Here is a 23,186-nt window from a genome sequence, read left to right on the forward strand (position 1 = left end):
CTACGATGAGAACCTCCAGCTTTCTCAAGACGCCACCTCCATTCTTTTGCGTAGGGATACTGTGAAAAGTGCACCTCCTAGCTCGCTTTTGCCAATGAGAATATAGCCGTCCAATTCGTTAATAATTCCGTGCGCCTTGGCCAGACCAATTCCGCGATCTTCGCCTTTTTTCGTTGAGAAACCGTGCTCGAATATTTTTTCTCGCAATTCTTCCACAACTCCCGGTCCCGAGTCCTCGATTTCGAACATGATCTCATCGCCCGTGTCAGACAAGTAACACTCCACTCGTTTGTACTCGACGCTTGGCTCATTGACCGCTTCCAACGCGTTTTGGATCAGTGTCCCCAATAAAACCACGATCTGCTGTCGGTTGATCGTCGGTGGGAGCTCCTTCAAGTGACTGTCGTGATGGATGACGAATTGAATTTTCAACTCCTTGGCCCGGTTGTGCATGCCTAACAACAATGCCCCTATTAACGGATCTGGAATTTGCTTCGCCAAAAACAAAATCATCTCTTGCTGTGCGGACGTTTCACTCGTAATCAGCTCGACCGCTTCTTGAATCGAGCCAAGCTGTAATAAACCAGAAATGGTATACAACAAATTGTGAAATTCATGTGTTTGGGCGCGAAGAACATCCGCATAACGCCTTGCTTGGGACAACTCAGAAGCTAGCTGGTCAATTTCCGATTTGGGACGAAAACTGCTGACTACTCCTACGACCTTCCCTCCGAACTTGATCGGAAGTCGATTCACAATGATTTCTTTTCCGCTCATAATGGACTCGCGATCTAATTGATGCTCACCTGATTCAAGAACTTCTGGCATACGACTGTCTGGTAGCACTTCCACGATATCTTTGCGATGAAACTCTTCTTCCGGTAGGTTCAGAATACGAATGGCAGCCTTGTTCATCATCGTGATGCGCTTATTGCGGTCAATCGCCACGATGCCTTCGCGGACTGACTCCAGTACAGCATTTCTCTCTACGTACAAGGATGCGATCTCCTCTGGCTCCAATCCCAAAATTAAGCGCTTTAAATAGCGACTGAGTGCAATCGCACCAGCCACACCACACAACAAGGCGAGAAGAGTCAGGATCAGGATGCGGTCTTGGTAGAGGTCAATGGCCTCCTCGATATCTTCCAGCAGAAACCCAACGGATACGATTCCGATGATGTCCCCTTTTTCATTTTTGATCGGCACCTTCCCTCTCAATGATGGTCCCATGCTGCCGACCGCCTTCGATATGTAAGATTGACCATGCAAGAGTCCTGGCTCGTTATCTCCTCCCACCATTTCCTTTCCAATCCGCTCCAGAATCGGATGCGCATACCGAATTCCCTCATGGTTCCCCACGACCACAAACTCTGCTCCGGTTTGCATCCGGACGTTTTCAGCAATGGGTTGAATGAGCGCAGGAGGGTAATCGCTTGAAAAAGCACCACGCAGCTCAGGATCGCTGGCAACAATTTTCGCTACACTCAATGCTTTTTTGCCCACCTGCTCTTCGATCGAAGACGCAACAATGGAAGAAAACACCGCGCTAACTGACGAAACAATCAGAATAATGATAATAGTAATCAATAAGATCATTCTGGTTTGCAAAGACATTTGGATTTTGCTTGTCGTCACAGCTCGCTCACCCCTTGCTTCATCTTACCATCCCAATTAGGAAAAAAGGTAGAATCATTCCCATTGTCAATGGCGAAGCTTGTCGTTGCGGGTTGTCTTTTTACGACGAAAAATCAGGTATTAGGCCTTCTTTCCCCCAATATAATGTTACAACTTGTATTCAAGACAAACTAGGGCGCTTGTCCGAATACGAGACATCTTGAATAGCAAAGGAGGGAAAGAAATGAAGACGCAGACGGTATCAAATGGAATTGTTACCCTGACGAAAGAAGGCGAAGAGGCAATCAAGAACAGTCCGCTTTATAATGAAGGTCTTCGGCCAACGAGGACGGCAGAGCACAGCTGGACATCTTACAACTTCGCCAGCTTGTGGATCGGAATGTCGATCTGTTTGCCGACGTATGCAATGGCCGCAGGGTTAATTTCCTTGGGTATGAACTGGTGGCAGGCCATTTTGACGATCATTCTCGGTAATTGTATTGTCCTTATTCCCATTCTTCTCAACTCTCATGCCGGGACGAAATTTGGCATTCCGTATCCAGTTTTTGCGCGCCTCTGGTTTGGCTCCAAAGGAGCGCACATCCCTGCTGTCGCACGCGGTTTGATTGGTGCTGGATGGTTTGGCATCAACTGTTGGTTCGGAGGTGCTGCCATCGATACGCTCTTGATGTCGATGACAGGCTGGGCGAATGTTCCCGGACATCTCTGGATATCCTTCTTTGGCTTTTGGCTGTTAAATGTATGGGTCGCTTATCGCGGTCCCGAAGCGATCAAAAAAATGGAGGCTTGGGCTGCTCCCATCCTGATCATCATGAGTTTGGCTCTCCTCGTCTGGGCGCTTACGAAAGCAGGCGGATGGGGACCGATGCTCTCAGCACCTTCGAAATTCACTACTAACGCAGAATTCTTGAAGGTCTTCTTCCCAGCATTGACGGGAGCCATTGCTTTTTGGGCAACAATGGCCCTCAACATTCCGGATTTCTGTCGGTATGCCAAAAGTCAAAAAGCTCAAATCATCGGACAATCCTCTTCGTTACCAACCACGATGGGTTTCTTCTCGTTCATCGGAGTTGCTGTCGCTTCTGCTACCGTCGTGATCTACGGAGAAGCGTTGTGGGATCCTGCTGCCGTGTTGGCTAAATTCTCTCCTTTCGCCATTTTCCTTGGAACGATTGGAATTATTCTTGCCACATTGACGACTAACGTAGCGGCCAATATCGTTGCTCCCGCCCGAGCAGTGGAAAATCTGGCCCCTCGCCGTTTCTCGTATGAAACCGGCGCCATCATCGCCGGGGTCGTGTCTCTCTTGATGCAGCCTTGGTACATTCTAGAGAACTTCGGCAACTACATCTTTTTATGGCTGGGAACGTACGGAGCCTTGTTAGGCCCGATCGACGGAATAGCCATTGCCGACTATTGGCTCGTGCGCAAGCGGCGCATTCATTTAACAGAGTTGTATAAAACAAACGGAATCTACGCCTACAAAACGGGCTTTAATGGCAGAGCCATCTGGGCGATGCTAATCGGGATTGCGATTCCTTTTATAAGTAAATACATTCCGGGCTTATCCATTATTTGGGACAACGCTTGGACTATCGGGCTACTGATTTCACTCGTGCTCTACACGTGGATGATGAAAAACGACGCTTCGATTTTGAGTGCCAAGGATTATGAAAAAATTACAGCAAACAATAAACAAACGATTGCTTCCTAATAGCAAGCTACCAAAAAAGACTGGCTGCCCCCTTGGGTTTGCCAGTCTTTCGTTTCATTACTTGCTCTACCATTTGAATTGACTGATGGACTCTTGCAGCTCTTGAGAAAGCTCATTCATATTCGCGCTGGAACGGGCGATTTCTTGCATGCTGGCAAGCTGTTCTCCTGCCCCTGCCGATACTCCTTGGGTATGTACGGCTGCTTCCTGTGCGAGGCGATTCATTTCATCCATAGCAGATGCGACTTGCTGTATGCTTGCGGACATTTGCTCGGTAGCAGCGGACACGTCCTGAATTTGACCCGCAACCTCCTGAGAAGACGCTACGATACGTTGGAAGGTGACACCCGCTTCTTGAACGACTTCTGCACCTTTTTTCGCCTCTTGGGTTCCATCCATCATGACATGCACGACTTGCGTGGTTTCTTGCTGGATTTCCCCAATCAGTCTCGCAATCTCGCGCGCAGATTCCTCTGACTGTTCTGCGAGTTTACGAACCTCATCCGCCACGACAGCAAATCCCCTGCCGTGTTCTCCTGCACGCGCCGCCTCAATCGCTGCGTTGAGCGCCAGCAGATTCGTTTGGGACGCAATTCCAGTAATCACATCAACAATTTGGCCGATGGCTTCTGACCGTACGCCGAGCAGTTGCACGAGATCCGCTGCGTGATTCACCGAGTCGGAGATCGTATTCATCTGATCAACAGCTTGCTGAATATGAATGCTTCCTTGCTCCGCATCCTCTGCTGCCTGCGCCGATGATTCAGAAACGGCTCCGGACGTATCGGCAATCCGCTGGATGGCAATCGACATTTCTTCCATGACACGCACACTTTCTTGCGTACGTTGCGTCTGTACTTCGGAGGCAGAGGCGATTTGCTGCACACTGCTGATCGATTGTTCTGTTGCATAAGCGGACTGCTCCGCACTCGCAGACAATTCCTCAGAGGAAGCAGCCACTTGCTCACCCGCCACTTTTACTTGTTCAATCAATGAACGGAAATTCGTTACCAATTCATTGAACGCAGTACCAAGTGTACCTACCTCGTCACGAGTCACGTAGGTGACGGGAGCAACTGCCATATTCCCGCTTGCCAATTGCTGCATGCGGCTTGAAACAACTCGAAGGGGATCAGCGATCATGCGGGAGATGATCCACCCCAATACACTACCGATCAGGATCGACAGTACGCCTACTACGATCAGGAAGGTAATCGCTTCTTGAGTCTCATCTTGGTTTTCCTTTTGCATGGCGACTGCCTGCTCAGATTTGTAATTCGCCCATTCGAGCTGTTCCTGATTAATCCAATTCAGCGTCTTATCCGTTGCACGATAAAACGAATAGGCTTGATCCGCTTTCCCCTCCTGGATCATTTTCAAGACCTCGCCCTGGTCTTTACGATACTGCTCGATAAGCTCCTTTAGCATCGTCACTCTTTCTTGTTCTTGAGCATCCAGCTTCGTGTTTTGGAGATATTGGAACGTTTTGTCTGCTGTTTCCATCCGCAAGTCCAGTTCCGTTTTGTATTCAGCAAAGACCGCAGGAGATGGATCGAGAATCATTTTATAGACCAATCCGTCAATCGCGCGGATTTCTTGTCTCCAATCGTTAATCCACTTAACGGGAAGAAGCTGCTCTTCATACATGGCCTGCATGCGTTCACCTGAGACTTGCACATGAAAAAATCCGGTGAATCCGACAGCACACAAAAAGACGGCCATCATCACAATCAAGCTAAATAGTTTGGCTCGGGTGCTGAGGTTACGTAATAGACTCATCGTTGCGGCAATCCTTCCTCTGTCAAATAGGTAAGCTAGAAAAAGCGCGAATATTGTCTAATCTTACCAAAGTTTGTCGAATAAGTCGATAGTCGTAGTCGCTTACTCACACATCGAGCACAGATAGAATCACGATCTCTTCAATTTGAACGTCAGGCTCATAGCAAATATAATACGTTAGCTCCGGGCTGATCCGATACCGAATCCCCCGGTATCCACAGTCAATCAAATACGCACGCACCTTATCGCCTGTCCATTCCAGCCACTCTTCATAGCCCATATCGTTCTGTCTCTGTTCGAGTTCCTCTTCTGAATAAGCAGCACGCAATGCATCAATGCGTAGTTCATTTTCCCCATAGCGCTCGTCCAAACAAACGAGACCCTGCAAATGTAGCTGCTGGCTCAACACAACTGCCTTCTCCCCATTGGTCTCTGCATGACAAATTGCATACTGTGCGGCGATTTCCGGATTGCTCACCAAGTAAACACCCGCGCCAAACACTGCCTTTGCACTCGCACCGTTTGTAAAATGGCGACGTTCTGCCCTCTCATACTTTTGCGCTTTCACAACGCGAAGTCCCTCACCGTATTCGACCCCTCGATATACAATCTGCCTCATCCCTGAACGCTCCTTTTGACTCTGATGGAATCCTTCCAATGATGTGAAAAGGAGGAAGGTGCGTATCCGGCACCTCCCTCACTCTTGTATTAAGGTAATAGCTTTACCATATCTTCGTAAGTCTCCGGTCTGCGATCCCGGTAAAATTGCCACGTATCTCGCACCTCATGAATTTTGTTACGGTCCATTTCAGCGAGAATGACCTCATCCTGATCCCGACTCCCCAAGGCAACAAATTGCCCTCGCGGATCGACCAAGTACGATTGTCCGTAAAACTCTCCCATGTTCCACGGTGCTTCTGTCCCTACCCGATTGATCGCTGCCACATAATAACCGTTGGCAACGGCATGAGCAGGCTGCTCGAGCTTCCACAAGTATTCAGATAAGCCGGCGACAGTCGCAGACGGATTGAATACAATTTCCGCCCCATTCAGGCCCAGCAGTCGTGCGCCTTCCGGAAAATGGCGGTCATAGCATATATAGACCCCGACCTTGGCAAAAGCGGTTTCAAAAACGGGATAGCCAAGATTGCCGGGCTTAAAGTAATATTTCTCCCAGAATCCGCACCCGCTGCTGCCCACTCCGACATGCGGAATATGCTGCTTGCGATATTTGCCCAAATACGTGCCATCCGCGTCAATCACAGCGGCAGTGTTGTAATACGTACCGATCCCCACGCGCTCGTACACAGGTAAAATGAGTACGGTTCCTAACTCGCGGGCAAGGGAAGAGAAAAGTTGCACGGTTGGTCCATTTGGGACTTCTTCCGCTGATTCATACCATTTCGGTTGCTGTTCGGCACAAAAATACGGGCCATAAAAGATTTCTTGCAGACAGATGATTTGTGCCCCCTTGGCAGCCGCCTCCCGAACCATCCTCTCATGCTTCTCAATGGCTTTTTCTTTGTGCAAATGAACCGGTTCGTCTCCATGGATATCGTTTTTCGCCTGAATCAAGCCGATGCGAATGATATCTGCCATAGTCGCCCTCCTCGCCTTTTTGCGCTCGCATAGATTACGGTCTTGTAAAGGTCGATCGTTTTACAAAGCGTCCAGCCCCGGCTTGACCGACGAATTGCTGATCGCGAATGACAAATGACCCGCGCGAAAGCACCGAGATGATATCGCCATTCACCACCATTCCTTCAAATGGATTGTAGTCGACATTCATATGGTGAGTTTCAACGGAGATCGTGCGCTTCACCATTGGATCAAACAATACGATATCCGCGTCCGAGCCTACTGCGATCGTTCCTTTTTGCGGGAACATCCCGAACAGTTTGGCTACTTTTGTAGAGGTCATATCGACGAACTGATTAAGGCTGATCTTGTCCTTTGCTACCCCTTCCGAGAAGAGGAGACGCATCCGGTCCTCAATGATTGGTCCACCATTCGGGATTTTCGTGAAATCCTCTAGCCCCAGCTCTTTTTGACCAGAGAAATTAAAGGAACAATGATCGGAGCCAATCGTTTGCAAAATGCCATTTTTCAACGCGCTCCACAGGACGTCCTGATTCCACTTTTCCCGAAGCGGAGGGGACCAGACGTACTTCGCTCCTTCAAAGCCCGGCTTCTGTAGATCCGTAATATCTAGCACCAAATATTGCGGGCACGTCTCCCCGTACACATTCCATCCTTTTTCGCGAGCCTCTGCGATTCGGCGCACAGCTTCAGCACACGATACATGCACCACATACAGCTGGGCATCTGCCAGTGCAGTCAGTGCAATCGCACGTCCCGTCGCTTCTCCTTCTGCTTCAGGTGGGCGGGTGTAAGCGTGGTACACGGGGTCAGTCTGCCCTTTTGCAAGCGCCTGCTTGATCAGATAATCCAGAACGTCTCCATTCTCTGCATGGACCTGTACAAGGGCACCTAGTTCCTTCGCCCGAACCAACGTTTTAAATAGCGTCTCATCATCGGCCATCAGCACATTTTTGTAGGCCATGAATACTTTGAGCGAAGTAATCCCTTCATTTCGTACGACTGCTCCTAATTCCTCGAGCACTTGATCGTTCGCATCGGAAACCATCAGGTGAAATCCGTAGTCAATGACCGCTTTGCCCCTTGCTTTTTCGTGCCAGGTCGAAATGGATGAATGCAATGGTTCCCCTTTATTCGTCAGGCAAAAATCGATGATGCTCGTCGTCCCGCCAAATGCTGCTGCCTTCGTGCCTGTATAAAAGTTATCGGAAGTAACCGTTCCGCCAAAAGGCATATCGAGATGGGTATGTGGGTCAATCCCACCTGGGAAAACATAGTATCCGGTAGCATCGATAACTTCGGCATCTTTCCCATCCAGATTGGAGCCGATTGCGACTACCTTTTCCCCTTCGATCAAAATGTCCGCCTGATACGTGTCTGACGCTGTCACGACTGTGCCATTTCGAATCCATTTTTTCATCCGATGATCATCTCCCCTTCAACCCGTCACCGAGTAGACATGCCTTCCCTTGTACACGCTATGCCCCCCACGCCGAAAACATGACTTGCTTTACAGCTCGCAGCTGCCACCCGCAGCCAAAGCAGCCTGCCGCTGATTCCAGCTGAGAGGGGCTTTATCGCTCGGAATCTCGACCATCTCGATCGTTCCTTCCACTGGACAAACGATGGAGCACAAATTACAGCCTACACAATCTTCTTCTCGTACGACTAAGCGCTCTTTACCCGTCGCTGCATCAGCAACAATGTCAATGCATTGATGGGAAGTGTCCTCACAAGCGATATGACACTTATTGCAATTGATACAAGTCTCTTCATGGATGCGCGCCACGACCTTGTAATTCAGATTCAGATGGCCCCAATCCGAGTACGTCTGTACCGCTTTTCCGACAATATCCATCACGGACGCAATTCCACGCTGATCCAGGTAATTGTTAAGCCCATCAATCATGTCTTCGACGATCCGGAATCCATGATGCATGGCAGCCGTACATACTTGAACACCCGTTGCTCCCATCAGCAAAAATTCAACGGTATCCCGCCAATCAGAGATTCCGCCAATGCCTGAGATCGGGATACCAACCTTGGGATCGCGTGCACATTCTGCGACCATGTTCAGGGCGATTGGTTTGACTGCTGGTCCACAATAGCCGCCGTGCGCCCCTTTACCATCTACATGTGGGATCGGCAGCCATTTGTCGAGATCAACCCCCATCAAGCTGTTTATGGTGTTGATCATACTAATGGCATCGGCCCCCCCCTGGCTGGCGGCCCGCGCTGTAAAGCGAATGTCCGTAATGTTTGGGGTAAGCTTGACGATGACAGGGGTTTGGGCGACTTCTTTTACCCATTCGACCTGTTGCCGGATTAAATCTGGATGCTGACCGACCGCAGAGCCCATCCCGCGTTCTGCCATTCCGTGCGGACAGCCAAAATTTAGTTCCAGACCGTCTACGCCTATTGCTTCCACCTTTTTGACAATCTCGTGCCATGCTTCCTGTTTATGTTCAACCATGAGCGACGCAATCAACGTGTGCTTCGGAAAACGGCGCTTCGTTTCATCCATTTCCTTCAAATTGACCTCAAGCGGTTTGTCCGTAATCAGTTCAATATTGTTGAAACCAAAGACGCGCTGTCCCCCGAAGTTCAGTCCTGCAAAGCGGGAGGTGACGTTGATGATCGGCTCTCCGAGTGTCTTCCAGACCGCGCCACCCCAGCCCGCTTCAAAGGCACGCTGTACTTGGTAGCCTGAATTGGTCGGCGGCGCAGAGGCCAACCAGAATGGATTCGGGGATTGGATTCCCGCCAGATTAATGCTGAGATCTGCCATGATAGGTCTCCTCCTTTATACTGGCTGTTTTTGATCACTGAGCGATTGATGGATGGCATGAGCCGCTCGTTTTCCATGATTGGCTGCGTCGACTACCATCGCATCTGTCTTGCCTCCACCAAAAATGACATCGCCCGCCGCATAAACTTTGACATGGGAGGTTCGATAGGTGCCTTCCTCGACCTCGACAATCCCATTTCGGTGTTGGAGCCCAAATGATTCAATCAAGGACAAATGTCTGTTTTGTCCGATCGCTTTGACGACATAATCGACTTCGATGACAAAATGACTGCCTGGAATTTCTACTGGACGCTTTCTTCCTTTCTCATCCGGCTCACCTAGCTCCATTCGCACTAGTTCTAATCCCTTCACTCGGCCGTTTTCCTCCAATATACGCGTTGGGACAACGAGCCAGCGGAATTCTACGCCATCCTGCTTGGCGAATTCGTACTCAAACTGATAACAGGACATCTCCTGAACGGTCCGTCGGTACAAAATCTGAACATTGTCTGCACCCAGCCGTTTCGAGCAGGTGGCAGCGTCAATCGCCGTATTCCCCGCACCGATGATGACGACTTTTTTACCGAGCATTTCGTCTGATAGTGCCTTGGTCTTGGTGTCCTCCACGAGTGCGATGGCATCGAGGACACCTCTCAGTTCTTCTCCCGGGATATGCAACTGAGGGACATTGCCCATACCAGTTGCCAACAGGACGGAATCATACTGGTCTAATAACTCTTCTGGCGCTACATCCACGCCGATTCGCGTATTGGTACGTATCTCTACCCCCAATGCCTCTACTTGCTCTACTTCCCATAGCGATATTTCCTGCGGCAGACGGAAAGAAACGATGCCGTACGTGTTCAATCCTCCCGCCTTTTCCTTTGCTTCAAATACCGTAACCGCGTAGCCAAGACGCGCAAGCTCACGTGCTGCTGATAATCCGGCTGGGCCCGCTCCGACGATGGCTACCCGTTTTCCATTTGCTTCGCCTTTTGAAAAAAGCGTTGCTTGATTTTGGATTGCCCAGTCTGTCGCGTGACGCTGGAGAAGACCGATCATGATAGGCTTGGAAGCTGAATTTAGTACACAGGCACCCTCACATAGCTCCTCGGTTGGACATACGCGCGCACAGCTCGCCCCGACAGGATTCGATTCCATAATAGTCCGGGCTGATCCGAACAAATTCCCGGTCGCAATTTTTTTGATGAAGGAAGGGATGTTAATCGACGTGGGACAAGCCTTAATACAGGGTGCGTCGTAGCAATACAAGCAGCGATTTGCCTCATGGATGGCTTCCATCGGTTTTAGGGCAGGCACGACTTCTGCGAAATTTTTCGCGAGCTCATTGGGAATGCTCATCTGTCCACAACCTCCTCACCAGATCTAAACATGCTTGCTATTAATCAATGTGCGAAATCGTTTTTTTATGATTGTTACATTTCGTATTTGCCTAGCAAGGAAACGAAATCAATCATCTCGGATTGACATGAATGATTTCATGTTCGAATAGGATAAAAACAAACAAGGAAGAAAGGGCCGTCCCGTATGAAGGATTACGACCTGGAGATCAGGGTAGTGAAACAAAAAATCGCGGATGCACATGCGCTTCTCAACCAATTGGAAACCGAGCGCAAAAACTACCTGACACAACTCGAAAGGCGCAAAGCGTTTCTCTCTTCACGTGAAATACTAGACATCCTGGAGACCAAAGCTGGTCGTGCTGGCAGTATGGCTACCGTCAAACGCTGGGCAGATCAAGGCTATTTAGGGGATTGGATAGACGAACGGGAGACCTTCCCCCTTTTGGTCAGTAAACAAGGAAACAAACGATTTCTTTTTCCTCGAGAATCCGTGCTCACTTATCTATATAAAAAAGGGTATCTTCGCCCGAGCTACGAGGTTTTGGATCGTGTCCAGCTCACAAGAGATAGCACATGCTGCTGGGGAATCATCACCTCCGTCGAGCGAAGCGATCAGCACTTCACCTACCAAGTCCAATTGGAAAAAACGGGAGAAGTATTGTTGTCGGTATCAGAAGAAGAACTGCTCATCCCGTAAGGAGGCACTATGGAACTGGCCGTAATCACGCTGGAAAATACAGTTGCCAATCAAGAGAGATCACGACAAATCCGCGACTTGCATAAAAAAAAGGGCCAGACCCTCGCCATACGATTTAGCGAAGAACTGACCCATATTATTTTAGAAGCACCATGCTTGTATTTCCCCGACCAGGAATGGTTGAACGAAGCTGTTGTCATCGAAGGAATCGTAAAAAAATCAGCGGAGTACTACGAGCTGCACCCGCGAACCAAAGGGAAGACTGTCAACGTTCACCTTGATTCAGAATTGGTCGCTGAGCTGGAGCTCATTCGCTCTCTCGTCAGCAGCAAAACGCAGCAGGAAGTCCTTCGTGAGTTGTTCGTTCGTGGTATGCGGTCGTATCTGGCCGAAAAGGAAGCAGCCAGCACGCCCATCATCGCTAAAAAAGAACGATAGTCCCTGCTCTCTACCAGGTAAACGTGATTTTGTCGCCCTTGATTTGATAGCGAACCGTGTAAGTCTGATTCTTCTCTTTGATGCTGACTTCAAACACAATTGCTTTTTTTGTCAGATCAGGCTTGACTGTATTGACATCCAACATATCAAACGGCTCGTTTGCCTTTTTCTCCATTCCTACAATTTCTATCTTTTCATGGGTAGTAACATGATAAACTCCCACACCCATCATTGTCTGATACAAGATCCAGTTGTTGTCCAGCCATGTTACTTCATCGATAAAATAACCTGGAAATAGTTGGGCTTGCGGTGTGTAGTCTGGCTGATAGAAGCGAATATTCGCGGTATTGTACAAATTGTCTGAATCAATCACCGCGATTTTTTTCTTGTCTGGTGATGGGATTCCAGCTTTTTTCGCCAATTCGATTTTTTCTTTTTCCGTTTCGATTCTCAGTTTTTCGATCAAGAACAGGGAATCTTCTTTGGAAAAGACAATGTTTTTTACGTTTTTCAAATCAGCGAGCTTGTCTTTGCTCGGAAAATTAGTGTAGATGGTTAGCGTTGCATCATCTGGCATGCCATCGTAGGCAATCCCTCTGGATGGATACTCCCACGCGTATGTACCGATTCCTCTGAGGTGGTACGAAAAATCCGGCTTACCCCATGCACCAAAGATAGAAAAATCAGCATATTGAGCGGGTGCCCCTAATTTTTCACCATAGTCTTGCAAATTTTTAGCCATATCAACAAGTACTTTTGTATCAGCGATTTGATCACGACGATAAATCGAAATGGCTTTTACTTTATCCTGAGCAAACGTGAAAAACAAGTGATAGCCCTGTTCCGCATAGCCAATCAACTCAAGCTTTTCATCGGAAAAATGCGGCTTACCCAAGACTCGGACGATCTCGTCTTTTCTAGTAGCGGTCGTAATCCCTTTTACAACTTCGCCTTTATAGGAAGGTTCAACGAGAACGGCAAACGCTTGCTTGTTTTCGTCCCACTTCATGCTGATTCCTTGTGAATAATACTCATAATCATCAAATTCTTTCACGGATTTCCCCAGTAGCTTCGTAAGCGAATCTTGTTTCCACTGATGGGAAGTGAAGGTATTCACGAGCAGCCCTTTTGACAAATCTGCTGGTGCCTGCACGGATGTTCCCGTACCGCTTTGCGGCGTGATTGGCAATGTCGTTGATGCGCTTGTTGCGAATGCTGTCGAAGCAAACAAACAGCAGGACAACAGTAGCATTATCGCTTTCTTTTTCACTTCATTCCCTCCCAAACTATCAGCATGACTATACAACCATCGCCATAAAACAACGGTTATCCCTAAATTATACCAGAAATAGACAAGATCCGCTAAATGGATTTTTCAATCCATTATCCATGTAATAGAATAAAGCGTCCTTTCCCCGACTTTGTGAAGGGAAGGACGCTTTTCGATGCACGATATTTACTTCGATTCGCCGTTGAGATAATTGAAGAACGGTTGATCTACCCAAAATTTGTATGTCTCTACCTTTACTTTGTCATTCAGCTTTTGGAAGCCTTCCACGACTTTTGGTGATTCTTCATTCAGGGAGAAAGACTGCACGAAATAACGACCATCTTTTAACACGTTGTTCGTAATGACAGCATAATCTGCCAGCTCCGTGCGGGAATGATAAAGCGGCTGCCACCAAGAAGCCTTAAGCAATCCGGTCATGTCCTCTTGATCCCGTTTGGCATATTTCAAGACAAGTGGCTGGAACTTCTCTTTCTCTTTTACACTGTCGAATTCCAGGCTGAGATCGTACTCCTTGGCGTACGCAATGTAGTTGCCGTTTTCAATCTGAACGACCTGATAATCGGCTGTTTGAACAGGCTCTCCCCATTCCTTCAAGTAAATGAAGGCAGATGTTTTCGGCTCAAATTGAAGCTTGGCATTGACGCCTTCACTTTTTAACAGGCCGATTAATTGAATAGCGTGAGCGATATCACTATGCCCATACGTAATCGTGCGCTGTGGATCGAAGTGAGGATTGAATGCGGCATCTTTCAGATTGTAGCCAGTAATCAGGTTTTGCTTCAAGCCTTTGTCTACAAGCTCTTGCAATTCACCGGCTTTAATGATTTGCGATTCGTTCCACGCCTGTGCGAGCTTGCCAAAAATCTCTTCATCGGCGATTGTGCCCAGATAGTTTTTGGCAGAGCCATGGAACTCTGCTACTTTTGCTAGCAATTGACTCGCAAGCTCTGCGGATACTGACCCTTCTACAGAAGCTGACTTCAAAGCATTGGCGGACACAAGCCCCGTGTCAATAGCTACAGCCAGCTCTTGTGCCGCCTGCAAGGTAAGCGTGCCGCCTTTTTTATACGAAATCCCTGCTTTTTTCAAGGCAGCCGCTACTTTTTCCTCGCTATATGTATACCCGAGTTCTTTTAACTCAGCAGCTTTTGCAGCAGCACTTACCGCTTCCCATACAACCAGCTTGGAGGCATCTTTGGATTCAGGCAAGAAAGTTTTGGCTGACAAGTCTTTTTCCGATATACTTGTAGTAGTAGATATGATCTTGAGCAACGCTTTCTCAAATTGCTCGCGAGTTACCGTCTTGTCAAAAGTCACACCGTATTGCTGCTGCAAAAAGCTGTTCCACTCTACGTGTGCTTCTACCGTTGTTTTCGTTGTTGCACCTACTGCAGTTGGAAAAACGAGCGCCGCTGAGAGTACGGCAGCTGAAGTGGAGAGTTGTAGCCATTTCGCTGATCTGTTCATGAAGAATCCTCCTGACGTATGAAGACGAATCATATTAATATTATTCCTATGTGTTTACTAGGGATATAATCAATTACATTAACACTCCTGCATTCATCCTGTCAATAACTAGAATAACCCGAAATCCTCCCACACTTGGAGGCTTCGGGTTATTTTTTACTCGTTCTTATTTTTCCAGTTCCGACCATTTGTTTACTTTCACTGGCGGTGTGTAATCTCGCATACGATCTAGCAAAATAGCGGGATCACTCTCGCACAGGATCAATTCGCCCTGCATAGCGGGAATAAATCCGGCTTCAGTCGCATGCTCCACCATTTGCATCAACGGCGTATAGTAGCCATCCACGTTCAACAGTCCGATTGGTTTTTGGTGAATGCCAATTTGACCCCAGCTCACCACTTCAAAAATTTCTTCAAAGGTACCCAATCCGCCCGGCAAAGCAATGAAGCCATCAGACAAATCGATCATTTTCGCTTTGCGCTCGTGCATCGTCAGAACCTCATGCAATTCTGTCAGCCCTTTATGTACGATTTCTCCACGGAATAATCCGGTAGGCATGACGCCGATTGCTCTGCCTTCACCTTCCAGAACTGCATTTGCAACGCGTCCCATCAGTCCCATGCTAGAACCACCATAGACCAATTCAAGATCACGAGCGACCAGTTCTTTTCCCAACTCCTGTGCGTACCGCTCAAAAAGTGGATTTACACCCGGATTGGAACCTGCATAAACACAAATACGTTTCATGTCATCCTCCCAAAACTTGTTGAAGTAGAATGGCTTTTCCAGAATTTCTTTGCGTGTAATATAATTATACTAAAATCAGGAAGGGACAGATACATATGAATATAACTGAGTTTCAAAAATGGGTCGGAGATTTTTATCAAGAACGTGGCTGGACTGGGTATGGTCCGTTTATTCGTGTAGGATTTCTGATGGAAGAAGCTGGCGAGCTGGCAAGAGCTGTACGCGCCATTGAAATTGGCCGAGATCGTCCTGATGAAGGGGAAAAGCCCGCAGAGGAAGCTCGGCAGGAGCTGGTGGAAGAGCTGGGCGATGTACTCGGGAATTTAATCTTGCTGGCAAACCAATACGAGGTTCCTTTTGAAGAGATATTGGAAGCACATCGAGCAAAGCTGCAAAAGCGCTATCAAAAATCGGAGACTGAGTAAGAACATGCAGGAGGATTATGACCGAGATGGAATCAGCTACTTGATAGCTATGGAGCATCTTGTTTTTCATTTCCAGCTTCATCGTTGAATGAATACAGCGGTAGCCTAGGTTTTTCGCATCTCCTAGTCTGCCGCTGCTTTCATCTATTCGTCTTTTCGTCCAAGCTACTCCTACTCCAATGTATCGAAGGCTTCTTTCATAACCTGTGCAATAAAATCAATATCATCACTCGTCGTGGTAAACGGGGGCGAGAGTGTCAGCACATTATTGAAGCCCGGAATGGTGTCGCCATTGCGACCGATGATTAGCCCACGCTTCTTGCACTCGGCAATCACCTGTGTTAATTTCGCTGGCGCCGCGGGTTCCTTCGTTTTGCGATCCTCTACCATCTCAATCCCCATCAGGAAGCCAAAGCTACGAATGTCTCCAACGTATGGATGATCTGCGAGAAACGCCAGCTTGGCACGCAATTCTGCACCGAGCTCCTCCGCTCTCTCCACCAGTTTTTCCTCTTCTAAAATTTCGAGATTTTTCAGGGCAAGCGCGCATGCCGCCGGATTGCCCCCGAACGTATTGACATGACGGAAATGCAAATTATTCCCCTGCTCATTGAATTTGTCTGCGATTTCTGCCCGCACAGCCGTTGCGGAAAGTGGCAGGTAGGCGCTCGTAATACCTTTGGCCATGGTCACGATGTCAGGCTTGATTCCGAAATTTTGGTGGCCGAACTTTTGACCTGAGCGACCAAATCCGCAGATGACCTCGTCTACGATCATCAATACGCCGTACTTATCGCAGATTTCCCGCACTTTTGGCATGTATTCGGGCGAAGGCACGAGGACGCCTCCCCCGGTAATGGTCGGCTCCATGATGACCGCTGCCACTGTCTTTTCGCCTTCCCAATTGATCACTTGATCGTAATATTCGGCGCACTCCAGATTGCATTTGCCGTACGATTTTCCAGCCGGACAGCGATAGCAGTAAGGCGGCGGTACATGAAGGAAGCCTGGTGCTAATGGCTCGTATTTTTCCTTGCGTATGGATTGACCCGTTGCAGCAAGAGCCCCCATCGTATTTCCGTGGTAAGCCCGATGTCGCGAAATGAATTTGTAACGACCCGACTCCCCGTTCTGGTGATGGTATTGACGGGCAATCTTGAATGCGACCTCGTTCGCTTCAGAGCCGCTATTGGAAAAGAAAACGCGATACTCCTCGCCAAGCCATTCGCTGATCTTCTCGGATAGACGAATAGCAGGGACGTGGCTTTGTGTGAGTGGAAAATAAGCCAATTGCTTCAACTGCTCGTAAGCGGCGTCTGCGAGCTCCTGTCGGCCATAGCCAACGTTGACACACCACAAGCCTGACATTCCATCCAGGTACCGATTCCCGTCGATATCCGTGATCCACGATCCGCTCGCTTCCGTTACGATCATTGGATTGGGATTGTAGGGGGACATATGGTGCCACATATGCGAACGGTCGGCATTCAGCAAGCTCTCTTTATCAAAATCTTTCGTCACTTGTCCTTGCTCCATCGCACAATCCTCCTTATTTTTTCGTAAGCGGTTATTTTACAAAAACTTTTTGCGAGCCGATGCTGGTATCTCCATCTTCGAACCATCTGGATGTGACCGTTTTTTTCTTCGTGAAAAAGAGGACGCCATCCTTTCCATTTGCATGTAAATCACCGTAAAAGGACTGTTTCCAGCCTGAGAAAGCAAAGAAGCCCATCGGAGCAGGCACTCCTACATTGACACCGACCATCCCCGCTTCCACCTGCTGAACGAATTCTCTTCCCCATTTTCCATTGTTCGTATAGATGGTCGCCCCATTGCCAAAACGCGAGCGACTAATCGTCTCCAAGCCCTCTTCAAAGTCTTTCACACGCATGACACTCAAGACAGGCGCGAAAATCTCGTCTCGGACAATGACCATCTCGGCATCTGCCTTGTCAAAAATCGTTGGCCCGAGGAAGTAACCATCCGGCAGCCTTTTCGCATCCTCGCGACCATCCCGTACCAGCGCGGCGCCAGACGCAACACCTTTTTCAATGTAGTCATGTACTTTGGACAAGTGCGAATCACGGATGACTGGCCCGAGATCGATGCCCACCTCCAAACCATTCCCCATTGCGAGAGCATTGGCTTCCTCGATCAGATGCGTGATCAGCTCATCAGCAATCTCTTCAACAGCTACTACAGCACTGGCTGCCATACACCGCTCTCCTGCGCAGCCGAATGCTGAGCTCGTAATTGTTTTTGCCGCGCGCTTCAAATCCGTATCAGGCATGACCAAATGGTGATTTTTCGCCCCAGCCAGTGCTTGCACACGCTTCCCGTTCGCCGCTGCTGTCTTGTACACGTATTCCGCAACCGGCTGCGAACCGACGAATGAGATCGCTTTTACGTCCGGATGCTCCAACAAACCATTGACGACATCATGCGCTCCGTTTACGACATTGAATACACCGTCTGGCAGCCCTGCTTCCTTTAGCAGTTCAGCAATTCGAATCGAAGACAGCGGCGTACGCTCTGAGGGCTTCAAGACAAATGTATTTCCTGCGGTAATCGCAATCGGGTACATCCACATCGGGACCATCACAGGGAAGTTAAATGGTGTAATCCCGCCGACTACCCCCAAAGGAAAACGGATCACCTGACTGTCGATACTGTTTGCGATATTGGGCAATGTTTCTCCCATCATCAGTGTCGGCATCCCACAAGCGAACTCTACCATTTCCAGCCCTCGCAATAGCTCTGCCTGTGCCTCAGGCAGATTTTTGCCGTTCTCCATGGTGATCATCCGGGCGAGTTCATCCTCGTGTTTTACGAGAAGACTATGAAAACGAAACATAATGCGCGCACGATCCACGACAGGCGTAGCACTCCAGCTCACAAACGCTTCCTTTGCAGCAGCAACAGCCTTGTCCACGTCTTCTCTCGTCGATAGTGGCACGCGTGACAACAATTCTCCTGTTGCTGGATTGGGTACATCTTCAAAGCGTGTCGTCAGTGAATCTATCCACTGCCCCCCAATGTAGTTTTTCAACGGATTTCCTACGATAGCTGTGTTCATCTCTTCAACTCCTCACGTTCAATTCATTGACAATTCCATTTTATCCAAAAACAATGCCTGTCAGCACTAGACAAAGCGTAACGCATTACGTAGGGTTAATCATACAGAGTGTAAATGGAAGAGGTGATCCTGATGAGCAACGATTTGCGCCTGACCATTGCAGAAATTATCAAGCGGCCATTGTTTCAACATGCCCAAGTGGTGGCGGGGCATCGCGGCCTGTCCCGACCTGTTCGCTGGGTTCACGTCTTGGAGACTGCTGATACGGGACAGTTTTTAAATGGCGGAGAGTTGATCCTATCTACCGGGCTAGGATTTGGCGAAGAAAAGGAAAAGCGACTTGCGTATTTAACAGAGCTCATTCGGCGAAAAGCAGTCGGGCTGTGCATCGAGCTGGGACGTTACATTCCCTCCATCCCTGAAGATATGCTAGAGTTGGCGAACCACCACCAGCTTCCGTTGCTCGTCTTTCATCAGCCCGTCCGCTTTGTGGACATCACGCAAGATTTGCACGAGCATTTGATCCATGCGCAGATGCAAGCACTTCGCAATCTCGAAGCATACTCTCGCAGTTTGCAACAGCTCAGCCTACAGGCTGCGGGCATACCCAAGCTCTTGCAGCATTTTCAGCTGGCAGTTCAGACGCAGGTCTTCTATTACGCACCAGATGTCTCCACACAATTTGCCCCGGTAGTACCGCATGATGTTGCAGTGGAGATGAGCGATTTGATGCGGTCTCATTTTTCCGAACTGGATAGTAGTGAAGCTGGCGTCCGCTTCCTTTCTCTCTCTGCGACCAGACAGCTTGCCTATCAACCAGTGATGGCAATGGGGCACGTGCTCGCTTATGTCGGCATTGTTTTGTATGAACGCAGTCCGGATGAGTATTTGCTCCTGACCTTAGACAATACAGTCAGCGCGATGGCCCAAATTTTAATGAGGAAAATGTTTGTGGAGGAACAGGCGCTTGCTACCGAAAACCGGCTGTTTGATGATTTGATTGCCAACCGCTCCATACCTGAGGAACAAATGCGTTCCTTACTCGGTATCACAGGTAGCGGTAAAGCATCGGCCTATCACATGATTCTTTTATCGTTTGAGAAGCCGAAGAACCTGGCCGAGGACTCCCTTCCGCCGCACGATCTGACAGCTATCTTCCGTTCCCTATTGGCTCGTCATCGCTTTCGTCCTTTCATACGTTGCATGGGCCATCGCTTTTACTTTTTGCTAATCGAGCAGCAGCCTCTTGCAGATTCCCGTCGTACCCTGGAAAAAGCCTTTCGCGACGTCAAAAGAATCATGACGCAAATGCTAGGAACGGATGTTCAAATATGGATGGGGGTCAGTCGAACCGGAAAACGGTTGTCTGACGCTGGCCGACACCTCGCAGAGGCGGAGCAGGCACTGGCTTTTTGCCAAGAATCATCCAGTCCGTTTTTCGCTGATCTCGGATTGTTCCGACTCCTATTCCACGTACCTAGTGAGCCTGTGTTAAAAACCTTCATAAGCGATTATCTAGGCCCGCTGTTAGCCCATGACCAAGCACACGGCTCCTCGCTCGTTCATACGCTGCGTGTCTATTTAGATGTCAACCTGTCCAAGCAGGAGGCTGCGGAAAAACTGTTCATTCATCGACAAACGCTCTATCATCGCTTGGAAAAAATCGAAGAAATTCTCGGTGAGGATTACATGGCAACGCAAAACAGGATTTGCCTGGAAATCGCTCTGCGAGCGCGGGAATGGTTAAGAAAAGAAGAGCAACATCAGTAAAAAAAGACACAACCTTTCATCCGATCAAAAGACGAAGGTTGTGTCTGTTATTTATTTTCCTGGCTTTTTCATATATAGGCGATACTTTGCTTCTTTTCCATCCGTCAACACAACGCGAATATTGTACAGACCGGATTTTTCAAGATTCACCGATAGTTGTTCTGGTTTGTCGGTGCTTGTTGCAGCAGCGAGCTCTTGTGAACGACTGTTAAACACGTACAAATCAATATTTGCATTCTCTTCCCACTCTACGGACAATTCCAAATCACCAGGCTCATTAACACGGATCAAATACTCCATGCTTTTCTGCTTCTTCGTCAGTTTCCCTGTTCGCGCAGGTTCTTTGTCTACAACTGGCGGTTTTTCCTCTTCCTCTTCCTCGTCATCCGTCTTTTGCCATTTTCCCGTTGTTGCTAGCGCATACGGCTGAGGTCCTTTCGGGATGTTATAGCCTTCGACCGTCACGGTGTAGGTTCCCTCTTCCGGCTCGGTAATCCACACTTGCTCGACGTTGTTAAGGTTGTCCACTTCGTCGTTGTACGGGGCCTCAAAAAAGTCGTTGCCGTTCAGTTTTTCTCCACTCGGTGTCGTCACCTTCAGATTCAAATCGTTGACGAGCGTACGCTTTGCGACAATGGCAGCAGGATAATCCGTCCACGCAAGTGTAATTGCCAAAGGCTTGGAATCATCCGAGACCTTGACCTTATACGTAACTTTTTCACGGGTGCGAATGCCGTCCTTCACGTCCTTGTAATTCGTTTCAATTGCCTGCTCCAGATTAGCTCGGCCGAAGCCTTGCTCTCGCATGTCTTCATCCAAGTTGTCTGCACTCGTCAACAGCATGGCTTTTACTAATGCACCACTCGGATTTTTTTCCCCTTCGTCCTGTAAAAATTCCCGGATTTGTGCCACACCGCCCGCTAATATCGGCGTAGCCATGCTCGTTCCGTTCATATACGCGTAATGCTCATTAAAACGCTTGTAGAAATTTTTGCTCGGTGCCAGTGAAGAGCGCGTGGACAAGATCGCTGAACCAGGCGCGACAATATCAGGCTTCAGACGTCCGTCGTCCGTTAAGCCGCGACTGCTCGATACCCACACGTCGTCCGCTTTATCGGAGCTCTTCCCCAAGTTGGGCCGAACATTTTCCGTGGCGCCAACGGCGATGACGTTTTTAGCAGTGGCTGGGCTCCCAATCGTTTTATAGCCTTTCTCGCCATCGTTTCCAGCCGCAATTAGCACCGTCATATCTGGATGCTCCCATAAAAAGCGATCAAACAGAAGCGATGATAGGCTGTACGCTCCCTTATCATTCGTTCCCCACGAATTGGAGTGAATGCGGGCTCCCTCTTCGTATGCTTCCTGCAAAATCGTCTCAACATCCGTGTTGAGCTTCCCTTTCGCGGTTTCTATGGAATGGAAAACGAGCTTCGCACCCGGTGCCGTTCCTTTATACTGTCCATCAGATGCTTCTCCTGTGCCCACAATGGAGCCAGCAACATGCGTACCATGACCGTGGACGTCACTCGCATCATTCGGTCGGCCAATTGAAATGAGCTTCTCAATCTGGCCTTTAAAATCTGGATGCATCGTTTGAAGCTTCCCTGTATCCAGTCCGGTATCGGCGACTCCGACAATTTGTCCCTTGCCTGTATACCCTGTCGAGGTCAGCTTGTCCGAACGAATGATGGTAGCTGCCACATCATTGTGTAGCTTGTTTTCTGGCACAGGGACGACAGCAATAACATCATCTGATTCGACCACTTGTTCAATCGTTTCCTGATCCATCTTAGCAATAGATATATGCGGAGCATCTTCCGGCGTTTGAATGTCTCGTATATCTTGATCCTCTGTCATTTCCGTCATCGCTCGAAACATGTCCACCCGTTGATTGAAACCGATGACGGCAACCTCGACCCGCTCTCTATTGCCTCCTGAAAAGCGAAGCTCTGACGATACTTTGGACTTCGGTGTAAACGCCATGACGTCTTCGACAAAGGACAGCTCCTCGACTTCCCTTCTTACCTGTTCATCCTCCATTTTCGCGATGAAGGCATAATCCGGTATGTAATCACCAAGCGTGACGCCGATATCTTCCAGTTCTTCTTTCCACTCCTCACGAACAGGACCAGATAACTGAATAACGACGAGCTCGGACTCTCTCTTTTTCGACGTAAGCTTGTCCAGTGCAAGACCCTTATCGGCTTCGATCTGGATATTGCCCCGACGCTCTCCCTCTTGCTTGGCATCCGCTGGAATGCCCTCCAGCGAAAGTGTCAGAACAAGTGTCGTGCATAAAGCTGCCTGCCATTTTTTTCGCAAACCAAACACCCTTCCCCCATGGCGTAATGTAACCATTTCTATCCATTATAAGAGAAAGGGTGAATTGTCAAAA

At 48.7% G+C, this 23,186-nt stretch carries 18 protein-coding genes; 5 read left to right on the top strand and 13 right to left on the bottom strand.

Annotation, left to right across the window (positions count from 1 at the left end; all coding sequences use genetic code 11):
• Positions 1-24 precede the first annotated feature (24 nt).
• Entirely contained in the window at positions 25-1,635 is a 1,611-nt protein-coding gene (locus HP398_RS21485; protein ID WP_173623588.1) for an ATP-binding protein, read from the bottom strand.
• Between the two features lie 223 nt (positions 1,636-1,858).
• On the opposite strand from HP398_RS21485, the gene HP398_RS21490 reads away from it, so the two are divergent.
• A complete protein-coding gene (locus HP398_RS21490; RefSeq protein WP_173623589.1) occupies positions 1,859-3,349 on the top strand; it encodes an NCS1 family nucleobase:cation symporter-1 in 1,491 nt (496 codons plus the stop codon).
• A 66-nt stretch (positions 3,350-3,415) separates the two neighbouring features.
• On the opposite strand, the gene HP398_RS21495 is transcribed toward HP398_RS21490, so the two are convergent.
• From HP398_RS21495 to HP398_RS21520, 6 genes are all read right to left on the bottom strand, one after another.
• Entirely contained in the window at positions 3,416-5,128 is a 1,713-nt protein-coding gene (locus HP398_RS21495) for a methyl-accepting chemotaxis protein (RefSeq protein ID WP_173623590.1), read from the bottom strand.
• A 106-nt stretch (positions 5,129-5,234) separates the two neighbouring features.
• On the bottom strand, positions 5,235-5,747 hold the full coding sequence (locus tag HP398_RS21500) for a hypothetical protein (protein WP_017249106.1): 513 nt from the start codon (positions 5,745-5,747) through the stop codon (positions 5,235-5,237).
• An 89-nt stretch (positions 5,748-5,836) separates the two neighbouring features.
• Positions 5,837-6,727, bottom strand: a complete 891-nt coding sequence (locus HP398_RS21505; protein WP_017249107.1) for a nitrilase-related carbon-nitrogen hydrolase — start codon at positions 6,725-6,727, stop codon at positions 5,837-5,839.
• Positions 6,728-6,761: 34 nt separating this feature from the next.
• Entirely contained in the window at positions 6,762-8,147 is a 1,386-nt protein-coding gene (gene hydA / locus HP398_RS21510) for a dihydropyrimidinase (RefSeq protein WP_173623591.1), read from the bottom strand.
• Between the two features lie 90 nt (positions 8,148-8,237).
• Positions 8,238-9,515 carry an NAD-dependent dihydropyrimidine dehydrogenase subunit PreA gene (gene preA / locus HP398_RS21515; RefSeq protein WP_017249109.1) on the bottom strand — a complete coding sequence of 426 codons (1,278 nt, stop codon included), beginning with the start codon at positions 9,513-9,515 and terminating at the stop codon, positions 8,238-8,240.
• Positions 9,516-9,530: 15 nt separating this feature from the next.
• Complete coding sequence (locus tag HP398_RS21520) at positions 9,531-10,877, bottom strand: NAD(P)-dependent oxidoreductase (protein ID WP_173623592.1); 1,347 nt, start codon at positions 10,875-10,877, stop codon at positions 9,531-9,533.
• Positions 10,878-11,063: 186 nt separating this feature from the next.
• Between HP398_RS21520 and HP398_RS21525 the strand changes: the two genes are divergently transcribed.
• Positions 11,064-11,576, top strand: a complete 513-nt coding sequence (locus HP398_RS21525; RefSeq protein WP_173623593.1) for a hypothetical protein — start codon at positions 11,064-11,066, stop codon at positions 11,574-11,576.
• A 9-nt stretch (positions 11,577-11,585) separates the two neighbouring features.
• Entirely contained in the window at positions 11,586-12,014 is a 429-nt protein-coding gene (locus tag HP398_RS21530) for a hypothetical protein (RefSeq protein ID WP_017249112.1), read from the top strand.
• Between the two features lie 10 nt (positions 12,015-12,024).
• Here HP398_RS21530 and HP398_RS21535 read toward each other — a convergent pair whose 3' ends face one another.
• The 3 genes from HP398_RS21535 to HP398_RS21545 all read right to left on the bottom strand — a co-directional run bounded on the left by HP398_RS21535 (position 12,025) and on the right by HP398_RS21545 (position 15,520).
• Entirely contained in the window at positions 12,025-13,284 is a 1,260-nt protein-coding gene (locus tag HP398_RS21535; protein ID WP_173623594.1) for a hypothetical protein, read from the bottom strand.
• 186 nt (positions 13,285-13,470) lie between these two features.
• On the bottom strand, positions 13,471-14,772 hold the full coding sequence (locus HP398_RS21540; protein WP_173623595.1) for a hypothetical protein: 1,302 nt from the start codon (positions 14,770-14,772) through the stop codon (positions 13,471-13,473).
• Between the two features lie 166 nt (positions 14,773-14,938).
• Entirely contained in the window at positions 14,939-15,520 is a 582-nt protein-coding gene (locus HP398_RS21545) for an LOG family protein (protein ID WP_017249115.1), read from the bottom strand.
• Positions 15,521-15,615: 95 nt separating this feature from the next.
• On the opposite strand from HP398_RS21545, the gene HP398_RS21550 reads away from it, so the two are divergent.
• Positions 15,616-15,945, top strand: coding sequence for a MazG nucleotide pyrophosphohydrolase domain-containing protein (locus tag HP398_RS21550; RefSeq protein WP_017249116.1), 330 nt, complete (start codon positions 15,616-15,618; stop codon positions 15,943-15,945).
• Positions 15,946-16,116: 171 nt separating this feature from the next.
• Here HP398_RS21550 and HP398_RS21555 read toward each other — a convergent pair whose 3' ends face one another.
• A complete protein-coding gene (locus tag HP398_RS21555; protein WP_017249117.1) occupies positions 16,117-17,481 on the bottom strand; it encodes an aspartate aminotransferase family protein in 1,365 nt (454 codons plus the stop codon).
• A 31-nt stretch (positions 17,482-17,512) separates the two neighbouring features.
• Complete coding sequence (locus tag HP398_RS21560) at positions 17,513-19,021, bottom strand: CoA-acylating methylmalonate-semialdehyde dehydrogenase (protein WP_106833273.1); 1,509 nt, start codon at positions 19,019-19,021, stop codon at positions 17,513-17,515.
• Positions 19,022-19,153: 132 nt separating this feature from the next.
• Between HP398_RS21560 and HP398_RS21565 the strand changes: the two genes are divergently transcribed.
• Positions 19,154-20,791 carry a PucR family transcriptional regulator gene (locus HP398_RS21565; protein ID WP_017249119.1) on the top strand — a complete coding sequence of 546 codons (1,638 nt, stop codon included), beginning with the start codon at positions 19,154-19,156 and terminating at the stop codon, positions 20,789-20,791.
• Positions 20,792-20,842: 51 nt separating this feature from the next.
• Here the strand turns inward: HP398_RS21565 and HP398_RS21570 are convergent, their stop codons facing one another.
• Positions 20,843-23,122, bottom strand: a complete 2,280-nt coding sequence (locus HP398_RS21570; protein WP_017249120.1) for a S8 family serine peptidase — start codon at positions 23,120-23,122, stop codon at positions 20,843-20,845.
• Between the last annotated feature and the right edge of the window lie 64 nt (positions 23,123-23,186).

Origin of the sequence: Brevibacillus sp. HB1.4B, from assembly GCF_013284285.1 — a bacterium.
Taxonomy (GTDB): domain Bacteria; phylum Bacillota; class Bacilli; order Brevibacillales; family Brevibacillaceae; genus Brevibacillus; species Brevibacillus porteri.